The organism is Cellulosimicrobium sp. SH8, from assembly GCF_025818875.1.
Lineage (GTDB): Bacteria > Actinomycetota > Actinomycetes > Actinomycetales > Cellulomonadaceae > Cellulosimicrobium > Cellulosimicrobium cellulans_D.
In genome coordinates this window covers 148,278-159,768 of the sequence record NZ_JAMXMH010000002.1, presented here as the reverse complement: position 1 = coordinate 159,768, position 11,491 = coordinate 148,278, and the positions used below count along the sequence as shown (strand labels likewise).

Below are 11,491 nucleotides of genomic sequence, written 5' to 3'. Positions count from 1 at the left end.
GGTCGTCCGGGTGACGGTCTGCCGTGGCGGTGACGGCGGACGGTCGGGCGTCGCGGGCCGTGCTGCGGGTCTGCCTCGCGACCGGGTTCGTCACGCTGCTCGACTCGGCGATCCTCACGGTCGCGGCACCGGCGCTGCGCAGCGAGCTCGGAGCGACGACCGCGCAGCTCCAGTGGATCCTCGCCGGGTACTCCCTGACCTTCGGGCTCGCGCTCGTCCCGGCGGGCCGCCTCGGCGACCGGCTCGGTCGCGGCGGGCCGCTGGCCGTCGGCCTCGCCCTGTTCGCCGTGGGGAGCCTCGTCGGCGCGACGGCCGCCGACGCCGACGTGCTCGTCGCCGCACGCCTGCTCCAGGGCCTCGGGGCCGGGACCGCGAACCCGCAGGTCATCGGGCTGCTCCAGGACCACTACGCCGGACCGGCCCGCGCGCGTGCGCTCGGGGCGTACGCCTCGACGGGCGCGTTCGCCATGGTCGTGTCCCCGCTCGTCGGCGGCGGCATCCTGTCCGCCGTCGGGCCGCCAGCGGGGTGGCGCGCCGCCGTCGGGCTCGCCGCGCCCCTGGGGCTCTCCGTGGCCGTCGTCGCCCTGCGCGTGCTGCGTCGCGGCTCGACGCGAGCGGGTGGCCTGACCCCGCCCGGCGCGCCCGGTCGCGACGGCGGTGCCGGGGACGGCCGGGCAGCAGGTCGTCGGGCCGGCGGGGGCCTGTCCGCGAGCCGCGCCCGCGGTGGCCGCGTCGGCGGCGGGTTCGACGCCGTCGGGCTGGTGCTCGTCACGCTCGTGACGCTCGGGCTGCTCGTCCCGTTCGTCGCCGAGGGGCCGCGAGCCGTCGTGCTGCCGCTGTCGCTCGGGGTGCTCGTGGCCGCCGTCGGGGCGCTCGTCGTGTGGGAGCCGCGCTACGCACGGCGCGGCCGGACACCGGTTCTCGCGCCCGTCCTCCTGCGTTCCCCGACCTACGTGCTGGGCTGCGTCGTCGCGGCGTTCAGCTTCGGGGCCGCGCTCGGGTACTCCGCCGTCCTCATGCTCTTCCTCCAGGACGGCGCGGGCCTCAGCCCGGTCCAGGCAGGCCTGGTCACGACGCCGGGCGCGATCGCCTCGGTCGTGGCGGCGAACCTCTCGTGGCGGCTGTTCCGCCGGTTCGGCCGCCGCGGCGTGACCGTGGCCGTCGGCGCGAAGGCGCTCGTGGCCGCGGCCACGGCCCTCGCGGTGGCGGTCGCGCCCACGGCGGCGGTGGTCGCCGTGCTCGTCCTGTCGCAGGTGCTGACGGGCGTCGTCGCGGGGCTGACGATCTCGCCCAACCAGACGCTGACGCTCGAGGGTGCCCCCGGCACGGAGCGCGGCGTCGCCGGCGCGGCGCTCCAGCTCGTGCAGCGCGTCGCCGCGACGGTCTGCATCGCCGCGATGACGGGCACGTTCGTGGCCCGGACCGGCGGCGCGGTCCCGGGCGTCCTCGACGCCCACCGCGACGGACTCGTCGTCGTGAGCGCCGCCGTCGCGGCACTGGCGCTCGTCGCGTGGGCGGCGTCCCTGCTCGACGAACGGCTCGCCCGTCCTTCGACGAGGTAGAGCCGCAGGTCGCGAGGTAGAACACCAGGGGTTCTACCTCGCGACCTGCGGCTCTACCTCGCGCGGCCGGGCGGGTCAGGCCTCGCGGTTCTCCGAGGAGAGGAACCAGGCCTGCTTCTCCAGGTCGGCGATGATCTCGTGCAGGATGTCGGCGCTCGTCGGGTCCTCGGCGTCGACGCCGTCGTGCACCTCGCGCACGACCTCGACCGTCTGGGCGAGGCGCTCGACGATGGCGTCGACCGTGTCGCCGACGGAGACGAGGCCCGCCGGGTACGGCGAGAGGTCGGTCGTCGTGGCGACGGTCTCGGTGCGGCCGTCGGGCACGACCTGGAGCGCGCGCATGCGCTCGGCGACGGTGTCGCTGTGCTCGCGCGCGACGTCCACGACGTCGTCGAGCTGGAGGTGCAGGTCGCGGAACCCGCGGCCCGTGACGTTCCAGTGGGCCTGCTTGCCCTGGACGTGCAGGTCGACGAGCGCGACGAGCACGCGCTGGAGGTGGGAGCGGAGCGCCTCCGACGCCTCGAAGCGGGCGGTGGCGCGGTGGATGGTGGGTGCGGACATGGTGCTCCTCGCTCTCTCGGGGGTCTCCCGGAACGTGCGGCGGTCACCCGGCTTCCGTCGGTGCCGACTCGTGACTCGTTCTCTTGAACGATTCCAGACTAGGCACCATTCCCCGTCCCCGCCAGCAAGGACAGGCGTGCCTGACCTGCGCCGACACGTGTCGGCGGGCACCGCGGCGGGGGGCGCGTCACGTTCTCTCGCCAGGTGAGAGGACCGGCCCTCGCTCTTGCCGCGGGGCGCTCGCGGTGGTCCGCTGGCGGCATGACCGACGACCTCGCCCCCGCCGCCCCGCACCTCCTCCCGCCGCGCACGCTCGGCTCCGGGGACGCCGCCCTCACCGTCTCGGCCGTCGGGTTCGGCGGCATGTCCGTCACGGACGCCTACGGACCGGCGGACGCCGTCGAGGCGGAGGCCGTGCTGCGCCGGGCGCTCGAGCTCGGCGTCACGCTCGTCGACACGGCCGACGTCTACGGGCACGGCCGCAACGAGGAGCTCATCGGCCGGGTGCTGGGCGCCCACCGCGACCAGATCGTCCTCGCGTCGAAGTTCGGGCTTCCCCCGGCCGGCGGCCACCCCGACGGCCGTCGCGTCGACGGGCGCCCCGAGTACGTGCGCGCCGCGATCGACGCGAGCCTGCGCCGCCTCGGTACCGACCGGCTCGACCTGTACTACCTGCACCGCATCGACCCGCAGGTCCCGATCGAGGAGACGGTCGGGGCGCTCGCCGAGCTGGTCGAGGCGGGCAAGGTCCGGACGATCGGGCTCTCGGAGCCGTCGGCGGCCACCGTGCGCCGCGCGCACGCCGTCCACCCGGTCACGGCCGTGCAGAGCGAGTACTCCCTGTGGACGCGCGACCCGGAGGACGAGGTGCTGCCCGTCCTGCGCGAGCTCGGCATCGGGTTCGTGCCCTTCTCGCCCCTGGGCCGCGGCATCCTCACGGGCACCGTGGACGCGACCGACGGCTTCGCCGAGGACGACGTGCGCCGTTCCCACGCCCGCTACGCCGGCGAGGCGTTCGAGCACAACCGCGGCCTGGTCCGCTCGCTCGAGCAGCTCGCCGCCGAGCGTGGCGTCACGACGGCGCAGCTCGCGCTCGCGTGGCTCCTCGCCCAGGGTGACGACATCGTCCCGATCCCCGGCACCAAGCGCCTCGCGTACCTGGAGCAGAACGTCGCGGCCGCCTCGGTCGAGCTCACCCCGGACGACGTCGCGGCGATCGGAGCGGCCATCCCGCGCGGGGCCGTGCAGGGCGTCCGTCACCCGCAGCCGGACCTGCTCGCGGGATGAGCGCCGACGCTGTGCCCGTGCCCGCGACACCCGCGCCCCCGCCCGACGAGGCGGCCGCCCGCCGCCCGCTCGCCGTGCACTGGTTCCTGCCGACGTCGGGCGACGCACGGGGGATCGTGGACGGCGCGCACGCGAAGGACACTCCCGGCCGGGCGACCGGGTTCCGCGCGCCGTCGCTCGACTACCTGGAGCAGGTCGCGGTCGCTGCCGACCGCCTCGGCTACGAGGGCGTGCTCACACCGACGGGCACGTGGTGCGAGGACGCGTGGCTCGTCACGTCCGCGCTGATCCGCAGCACGGAGCGGCTGAAGTTCCTCGTCGCGTTCCGCCCGGGCCTCGTCTCGCCGACGCTCGCGGCGCAGATGGCCGCGACGTTCCAGCGCCTGTCCGGTGGGCGGCTGCTCCTCAACGTCGTCACGGGCGGCGACGAGAACGAGATGCGCCGGTTCGGCGACTGGCTCGAGCACGACGAGCGGTACGACCGCACGCGCGAGTTCCTCGAGGTCGTGCGCGGCGTGTGGGACGAGGCGCCGCTCTCGTACGAGGGCACGCACTACCGGATCGCCGACGCCCGGGCGTCCGCGCCGCCGGACCCGCGCCCGGAGATCTACTTCGGTGGCTCGTCGGAGGCCGCCCTGCCCGTCGCCGCGGCGCAGGCCGACGTCTACCTCACGTGGGGCGAGCCGCCTGCGCAGGCGCGCGAGAAGATCGAGCGCGTGCGCGAGCTCGCCGCCGCGCAGGGGCGCACGATCCGCTTCGGGGTGCGCCTGCACGTCATCACGCGCGACCGGTCGGCCGACGCGTGGGACGTCGCGCAGCGGTTCCTCGACGACCTCACGCCCGAGCAGATCGCGGGCGCCCAGCGGCTCCTCGGCTCGTCCGGGTCGGTCGGGCAGCAGCGCATGGTCGCGCTCCACGGCGGCGGAGACCTCGCGGCCGCCCGGCGCGCGCGGGACCTGGAGATCCACCCCGGGCTGTGGGCAGGCGTGGGGCTCGTGCGCGGCGGCGCCGGGACGGCGCTCGTCGGCAGCCACGAGGAGGTCGCCGACCTGATCGAGGAGTACCGCGCGGCCGGGTTCGACGAGCTCGTCCTGTCTGGCTACCCCCACCTCGAGGAGGCCTACTGGTTCGCGGAGGGCGTGCGCCCGTTGCTCGACGCGCGCGGTCTCACCGCTCCCGCCACGCGCACCGGCAGCGCCGCGTCACGCACCCATGCCGTGCCGTTCTGAGCCGGTTGCCGGCCCCGTCGGCGAGGTCCGCGCGACGCCGTCGGGTGCGCCCGGACGGCGCGCCCGGACGCCGACGAGCGCCAGGACGAGCTGGGCGACCCAGAGCAGCAGGACCGCGGGCACGACGACGGCGCTCGCGACCTCGGCGGCGTGATAGCCGCGCGGGACCGGGACGGCCACCGGTATCGGCTGGGTGTACGTCAGGAGGAACCCGACGGGGATCGCCACGATCCACAGCGCGACGGTCACGACGGCGTAGGGGAGCGGGACGTCGTCGGCGGACCGCATGCGCCCGACCCACGTCCCCAGCAGGGGAGCGAGCGCGAGCAGGCCGGCGATCGGGATCGCCGCGACCACGAACCCTGCCATGAGCAGTCCGCCGCCCGCGGCGACGGCCCCAGCCACGAGGCACAGCGGGAGCACGAGCGCCGCCCAGAGCTGGCCGCGGAACGCGATCGTCCGCAGCCGTCGTGCTGTCGCCACCGGTCGCCCCCTCGTCGCCCTGACCCGCGTCGTCGCAAGCCGTCGTCGGCATGGTACGGCGGCAGCGCCGTCCGGGGGATGGTGAGCGCGACCCATGGCTCACGGCGTCGTGCGGACCTAGACTGGAGAGGTCCGGTGGGTCTCCCCGCGCAGAGGTCGGCTCCGATGTCGTGGCTGCTGATGGTCTGGTGCGCGACGGCGTGCACGGTCGCCGCCGCGTGGTGGGTGCTGCGCCGCGCCGGACGGCCCCCGAGCCACCGGACGACCAGCCGACCGCACCTGCTGCGGCGCCGCCCGTCGGCCCCCGACCCGCTCGCGACGCTCGCGCTCCAGGTCCGGCTGAGCGAGCTCGCGGCGGAGATGCGGCGCATCGAGGCGGACCCGGACGTCTACGCCCGTGCCCACCACTATCTCGCGGTCCAGGGCGCCTACGACGCGCTGCTCCGGGAGGCGTGCCGGCTCACCGGGCTCTCGGTCGAGGACGCCCCGCTGCGGGCCGGGTTCCGCACGGGCGACGACGAGCGCTTCCGCGAGGAGCTCGAGCTCAGCGCGCGCGGCTGGAGCTGGTGACCGGTCCACCCGTGCGGGGCGGCGCGGGACGGGCGAGGGGCCCGACGGCGGTGCGTCCGCCGTCGGGCCCTTCGCCCGTGGTGCGCCCGCAGCGTGCGGGTCAGAGCGCCGAGTGGTCCCCGATCCGGTGGTAGGTGCGGTCGTGGTAGACGAGGGGCGACGCCGTGTCGGTCGCCCCACGCAGCGGGCCGGTGTCCGTGCCGACGCTCGACGCGAGCGCCCGCAGCGAGACGAGGTAGGAGTCGCCCACCGGCGTGCGCTGGACCACGCGGCCCCGGACCCACGAGAGGGCCCCGTCGATGACGGGTTCCCCGGTGCCGAGGCGCGACCAGCCGCCGTCGGCGAACCGGTCGATGCCGCTCGTCGCGAAGCGTGCCGAGACGTCGTCCTGATGGTCGGCGAGGAAGCTCACCGTGAGCGTGCGTGCCGCGGAGACCGCGGGCCACGACGACGACGTCGACGCGAGCGAGAACGCGAGCAGCGGGGGCGCGGCCGAGACGGAGATGACCGACGTCGCGGTGAACCCGACGAGGCGGCCGTCGTGCTCGAGCGCGATCACGGCGACCCCGGCGGGGTGGCCGCGGAACACGGACTTGTACTCGTCGGGGGAGAGCTGCGGCTCGTCCTGCTCTGCCAGGAGGGCCTCCAGGTGGGTGAGCTCGGCGGTCATCGGGCCACCCCCGCGAACGCGTCGGCGACGGCCTGGTCGGCGGGCGGCGGGTCGCCGCCGTCCACCCCGGGGAGCGGCGTCGCGGCGCGGCGCAGCGCGCCGCCCTCGCGGGCGAGCCACGCGTCCACGACCGGCCCCAGGTCCGCGAGCTGCGGCTCGGTGACCGTGAGGGAGCGGGTCGGGACGACGGCGCCGAGCTCGACGAGCACGGGCCGCAGGTGCACCTCGCCGACGAGCGCGTGGGCGGGGTTGCCGGACACGACGAGCGGCACGACGACGACGCCCGCGAGCCCGTCCGGGCCGTAGAGGTCGAGGAACGCCTTGAGGAGCCCGGTGTACGAGGCCTTGTAGACCGGTGTCGCCACGACGGCCACGGTCGCCGCGGCCAGCCGGTCGCGGGCGGCGTCCGCGCTGGGGTGCTCGGGGCCGAGGATCTCGCTGCCGAACGCCGCGAGGTCGATCGTCGAGACGTCGGTCGTGCCGAGGAGGGCGGCGACGCGGTGCGCCACGGTCTCGGCAGCCCCCAGCGTCCGCGAGCCGGGTCGCGGGTTGCCGGAGACGGCGAGGACCGTCGGGGAGAGGGAGCGGTGGGTCATGTGTACCTCGCAGTAGTCGTCGATCACGCTTGCCGCGCGGCCGTCCCGCGGGTGCGGGGCCGGTCGCGCGCGGCCTGGTCATCTCCCGGAGCACCCCGCCGTGACAGGGGGTTGCCGACCAGCGAGCCGGGGCTTGGCGCTGGTGCTCGTGACCTGGGGACGGGTATAGCAACGGCTTCACGAAAACCGCACCAGATCGATCGGGTTTCTCAGTGGGTGGACGGTTGTGTCGTCCGCAGTGCGCTCCTGGCGGGCTCGGGCCACGCCCTGGGCCGCGCACCGGACCTCCGGCGCGCCGTCCCCGGGTGCGCAGGGAGTGAGACGGCGGTACGGGAACTTCTGGCACAGGCGTACCGTCAGCAGGAGTTTCCGCGAGTCCAGACGAGGAGAGCCCATGGACAGCCGACTGCAGTCCGTCTACGACGAGGTCCTGCGTCGCAACCCCGGCGAGGCCGAGTTCCACCAGGCCGTGCGCGAGGTCTTCGACTCGCTCGGCCCGGTGCTGCGCAAGCACCCGCGCTACGTCGAGGCGGCCGTCCTCGAGCGCGTGTGCGAGCCCGAGCGCCAGATCATCTTCCGGGTCCCGTGGGTGGACGACTCGGGCCGCGTGCAGATCAACCGCGGCTTCCGGGTCGAGTTCAACTCGGCGCTCGGCCCGTACAAGGGCGGCCTGCGGTTCCACCCGTCGGTCTACCTCGGGATCGTCAAGTTCCTCGGCTTCGAGCAGATCTTCAAGAACTCGCTCACCGGCATGCCGATCGGCGGCGGCAAGGGCGGGTCGGACTTCGACCCCCGCGGCCGCTCCGACGGCGAGGTCATGCGGTTCTGCCAGTCGTTCATGACCGAGCTGTACCGGCACATCGGCGAGAACACCGACGTCCCGGCCGGCGACATCGGTGTGGGCGGACGCGAGATCGGCTACCTGTTCGGGCAGTACAAGCGGATCACCAACCGCTACGAGTCCGGCGTCCTCACGGGCAAGGGCATCTCGTGGGGCGGGTCCCTCGTGCGCACGGAGGCCACCGGGTACGGCACCGTGCTCTTCGCGCAGAGCATGCTCGCCACGCGCGGGCAGGACCTCGACGGTCGGCGCGTCGTCGTCTCCGGCTCGGGCAACGTCGCGACCTACGCGACCGCCAAGGCCCAGCAGCTCGGTGCGAACGTCGTGGCGTTCTCCGACTCCTCCGGCTACGTCGTCGACGAGGCCGGCGTGGACCTCGACCTGCTCCGCCAGGTCAAGGAGGTCGAGCGCGGCCGCGTCGCCGACTACGCGGCCCGCCGCCCGGGTGCGCGCGTCGTCACCGACGGCTCCATCTGGGACGTGCCGTGCGACGTCGCGCTCCCGTGCGCGACGCAGAACGAGCTCGACGAGAGCGCGGCCAAGCAGCTCGTCGCGAACGGCGTCGTCGCGGTCGCCGAGGGCGCCAACATGCCCACGACGCCCTCCGCCGTCGCGCTCCTGCAGGAGGCAGGCGTGCTCTTCGCGCCCGGCAAGGCCGCGAACGCCGGCGGCGTCGCGACCTCGGCGCTCGAGATGCAGCAGAACGCGTCGCGCGACGCGTGGTCGTTCGAGTACACGGAGGAGCGGCTCGCGCAGATCATGGCGGGCATCCACGACCGGTGCGTCGAGACCGCCGACGAGTACGGCGCGCCCGGCAACTACGTGCTCGGCGCCAACGTCGCCGGCTTCACCAAGGTCGCCGACGCGATCCTCGCGCTCGGCGTCATCTGACCGTCGTCTACCCTGGCCGACGGCCGCCGTCGCGCACGCAGCGCGACGTGACGGCCGCCGGACCGGACGACGGGAGAACGCAGTGACGACCACCGACCCCGAGGGCCCCGCCGCGCGCGCGGGCCGCGACGTCGTGCTCGAGCTCGCGGTGCAGGACCCGGAGGGCGTCCGGGTGGCCGCCGCCGTGGACGCTCGGCGGGTCGAGCTGTGCGTCGGCCTGGGCGCGACGGGCGGGCTCACGCCGAGCGCCGGGCTCGTGGAGGCGGCGGTCGTGGCCGCTGCCGACGCTGCGAACGGCGGTCCCGCCGTCGAGGTGCACGTCCTCGTGCGACCGCGCCCGGGCGGGTTCGTCCTCTCGGCCGCCGACCTCGACGTGCAGGTCCGCGACGTCCGGGCCGCGGTCGCGGCGGGTGCGGCGGGCGTCGTGGTCGGGGCGTTGACCCCGGACGGCCTCGTGGACACCCCCGCCGTGCGCGCCCTCGTCGAGGCCGCAGACGGCCGCGAGGTGACGTTCCACCGCGCGGTCGACGTCGTCGCGGACCCGCTGGCGGCCCTCGACGCGCTCGCCGCCGCCGGGGTGGTCCGCGTGCTCACGTCGGGCGGTGCGGCGCGCAGCATCGACGGCGTCGAGCGCCTGCGGGCCATGGCGGCGCACGCCCGCGGACCCCTGGGCGGCCGCGTCCAGGTCATGGCCGGCGGGGGAGTGCGGCCCCAGGACGTCGGCGCGCTCGTGGCCGTCGGCGTGGACGCCGTGCACCTCTCCGCGAAGCGCGTCGTCGCGGACGACGCCGGGCCCGGGGGCGGCGGCGACGCCGGCTACGAGGTCACCGACCCCGAGGTCGCCGCGGCGGCGCGCGCGGCGATCGACGCCGCGCTCTAGCGACCTCTCCGGCCGGTCCCCGTCACGCGGGGGCCGGCCGTCGCTGTGCCCGAGGGCGGCCCGGATCGGGCATGTCTCAGTTAGGTAACTTTCCTGTCGTATTCGTCGATGGCCTCGCATCGATTAGTTAGTGTTCCTGCCACACGCCTCCGGGCGCACGACGAACGACGCGACGACGCGTCGTCCACGCGAAAGGACCGATGATGATTCGAAGCACGGCGCGCAAGCGTCTGCTCACGGCGGTTGCGCTCGTGACCGGCGTGACCCTCATGGCGACGGGCTGCTCCGGCTCCGGGAACGGCGACGGCGACGAGACCGCCGACGGTGGGCGCACGCTCAACGTGTGGGCCGGTACGCAGACGCCGATCGTCGCGAACTTCAACCCGTACTCGCCGAACCCGCTGCACGCGGCGAACGGTGCGATCTACGAGCCGCTCTTCTACTACAACAAGGCGCAGGCCGGCCCGCCGGAGCCCCGCCTCGGCGAGTCGTTCGAGTGGTCGGAGGACGGCACCGAGCTCACGGTGAAGCTCCGCGAGGGCGTCAAGTGGACCGACGGCGAGGACTTCGACGCCGACGACGTGGTCTTCTCCCAGACCAACGAGGCCGCCAAGCGCGACTTCGTGATCTCGGTCGAGGCCGTCGACCCGTACACCGTGACGTGGACGTTCGACTCGCCGCAGTTCACCTCCGAGGTCCAGATCCTCGGCACGTCGCTCGTCGTGCCGGAGCACATCTGGTCCGAGGTCGACGACCTCGTGACGTTCGCGAACGAGAACCCGGTCGGCACCGGCCCGTTCAAGGCCGACGCGGTCACCGAGGCGGCCTACACGGTCGTCGCGAACGAGGACTACTGGGACGGCGCCCCCAAGGTCAAGAAGGTCCGCTACCTCGGCATCGACGCGAACCAGAGCGCCGAGGACCTCATGACCACGGGGAAGGTCGACTGGACCGCGATGTTCGTCGCGGACCCAGACCGCATCACCGAGGACGGCCGCCTCACGATGCTCAACACGCCGCAGGACCCGACGACGATCTACACCTGCGTGTCGGTCGACCTCGGCTGCACCGGACCGCAGACCGACGTCGCGGTGCGCCAGGCGATCAACCTCGCGATGGACCGTCAGGAGATCAACGAGAAGGCGTTCGCGGGCCTCGCGGCGACGGCGTCCCCGACGTTCGCGCTGCTCGGCCGTGACGACCGCTGGATCTCGCCCGACGTCGAGGCGGAGAGCCCGCAGACGGCCGACGCCGCGGCGGCGTCGAAGGTCCTCGAGGACGCCGGCTACACCAAGGGTGCGGACGGCATCTACGAGAAGGACGGCCAGAAGGTCGAGCTGACGCTCATCACGGTCGACGGCTGGAACGACTACAACGCCGTCGGCGACCTGCTCGTCGAGCAGGCGAAGGCCGCCGGCATCTCGATCGTCCACAACAAGGTCACGCAGCAGGAGATGTCGGACGCGCGCGTCGCGGGCACCTACCAGCTCATGGTCGGCGGCATCACGGGCCCGTCGCTCGACGACCCGTTCAGCATCTACCGCCAGTGGATGACGACGGACTACACGCGTCCGGTCGGCGAGGTCATGGAGTCCGGCCTCTTCAACTACGTGCGCTACACGAACCCGACGGTCGACGCCGCGGTCGAGGCGGCCGCCTCGACGAACGACGAGGCCGCGAAGCAGGAGCAGTACGCGGTCATCCAGGAGGAGATCGTCCGCGACCTGCCCTACATCCCGGTGGTCGTGAACGCCTCGCAGACGTTCATGGACACGAAGGACTTCACGGGCTGGCCGACCGAGGACGACCTCTACGCCTTCCCGCCGTCGTGGAGCACGGTCTCGCTGGGCGTCGTGCTCTCGAAGCTCGAGCCGACGAGCTGATGCGACCGCGCCGAGGAGGAGGACCGGGGAACGAGGGA

Annotated in this window: 11 protein-coding genes and 1 riboswitch; of the genes, 7 read left to right on the top strand and 4 right to left on the bottom strand. The window is 74.2% G+C overall.

The window, feature by feature from the left end; translation table 11 throughout:
* The first annotated feature begins 23 nt into the window (after nucleotides 1-23).
* Nucleotides 24-1,562 carry an MFS transporter gene (locus tag NF338_RS03450; protein ID WP_264029511.1) on the top strand — a complete coding sequence of 513 codons (1,539 nt, stop codon included), beginning with the start codon at nucleotides 24-26 and terminating at the stop codon, nucleotides 1,560-1,562.
* Between the two features lie 75 nt (nucleotides 1,563-1,637).
* On the opposite strand, the gene NF338_RS03445 is transcribed toward NF338_RS03450, so the two are convergent.
* Nucleotides 1,638-2,123 carry a Dps family protein gene (locus tag NF338_RS03445; RefSeq protein ID WP_264029510.1) on the bottom strand — a complete coding sequence of 162 codons (486 nt, stop codon included), beginning with the start codon at nucleotides 2,121-2,123 and terminating at the stop codon, nucleotides 1,638-1,640.
* 261 nt (nucleotides 2,124-2,384) lie between these two features.
* Here NF338_RS03445 and NF338_RS03440 point away from each other — a divergent pair, with 261 nt between their 5' ends.
* The gene (locus NF338_RS03440; protein ID WP_264029509.1) at nucleotides 2,385-3,410 is read left to right on the top strand and encodes an aldo/keto reductase; all 1,026 of its coding nucleotides are present in this window, start codon (nucleotides 2,385-2,387) and stop codon (nucleotides 3,408-3,410) included.
* Nucleotides 3,411-3,427: 17 nt separating this feature from the next.
* Nucleotides 3,428-4,639, top strand: a complete 1,212-nt coding sequence (locus tag NF338_RS03435) for an LLM class flavin-dependent oxidoreductase (RefSeq protein ID WP_264029508.1) — start codon at nucleotides 3,428-3,430, stop codon at nucleotides 4,637-4,639.
* On the opposite strand, the gene NF338_RS03430 is transcribed toward NF338_RS03435, so the two are convergent.
* A complete protein-coding gene (locus NF338_RS03430; protein ID WP_264029507.1) occupies nucleotides 4,613-5,122 on the bottom strand; it encodes a hypothetical protein in 510 nt (169 codons plus the stop codon). The genes NF338_RS03435 and NF338_RS03430 overlap by 27 nt on opposite strands.
* Before the next feature lie 165 nt (nucleotides 5,123-5,287).
* Between NF338_RS03430 and NF338_RS03425 the strand changes: the two genes are divergently transcribed.
* A complete protein-coding gene (locus tag NF338_RS03425; RefSeq protein WP_264029506.1) occupies nucleotides 5,288-5,692 on the top strand; it encodes a hypothetical protein in 405 nt (134 codons plus the stop codon).
* Nucleotides 5,693-5,792: 100 nt separating this feature from the next.
* Here the strand turns inward: NF338_RS03425 and NF338_RS03420 are convergent, their stop codons facing one another.
* Both NF338_RS03420 and NF338_RS03415 read right to left on the bottom strand, forming a co-directional pair.
* Nucleotides 5,793-6,362 carry a flavin reductase family protein gene (locus tag NF338_RS03420; protein WP_204539615.1) on the bottom strand — a complete coding sequence of 190 codons (570 nt, stop codon included), beginning with the start codon at nucleotides 6,360-6,362 and terminating at the stop codon, nucleotides 5,793-5,795.
* A complete protein-coding gene (locus tag NF338_RS03415; RefSeq protein ID WP_264029505.1) occupies nucleotides 6,359-6,958 on the bottom strand; it encodes an NADPH-dependent FMN reductase in 600 nt (199 codons plus the stop codon). Before NF338_RS03415 ends, NF338_RS03420 begins: the two co-directional genes overlap by 4 nt.
* 20 nt (nucleotides 6,959-6,978) lie before the next feature.
* A riboswitch (SAM riboswitch) is annotated at nucleotides 6,979-7,112 on the bottom strand.
* 240 nt (nucleotides 7,113-7,352) lie between these two features.
* Between NF338_RS03415 and gdhA the strand changes: the two genes are divergently transcribed.
* The 3 genes from gdhA (at nucleotide 7,353) to NF338_RS03400 (ending at nucleotide 11,453) form a co-directional block, all read left to right on the top strand.
* A complete protein-coding gene (gene gdhA, locus NF338_RS03410) occupies nucleotides 7,353-8,690 on the top strand; it encodes an NADP-specific glutamate dehydrogenase (RefSeq protein ID WP_204539621.1) in 1,338 nt (445 codons plus the stop codon).
* Nucleotides 8,691-8,772: 82 nt separating this feature from the next.
* Entirely contained in the window at nucleotides 8,773-9,570 is a 798-nt protein-coding gene (locus NF338_RS03405) for a copper homeostasis protein CutC (RefSeq protein WP_264029504.1), read from the top strand.
* A gap of 203 nt (nucleotides 9,571-9,773) precedes the next feature.
* Entirely contained in the window at nucleotides 9,774-11,453 is a 1,680-nt protein-coding gene (locus NF338_RS03400) for an ABC transporter substrate-binding protein (RefSeq protein ID WP_264029503.1), read from the top strand.
* The last annotated feature ends 38 nt before the right edge of the window (nucleotides 11,454-11,491 follow it).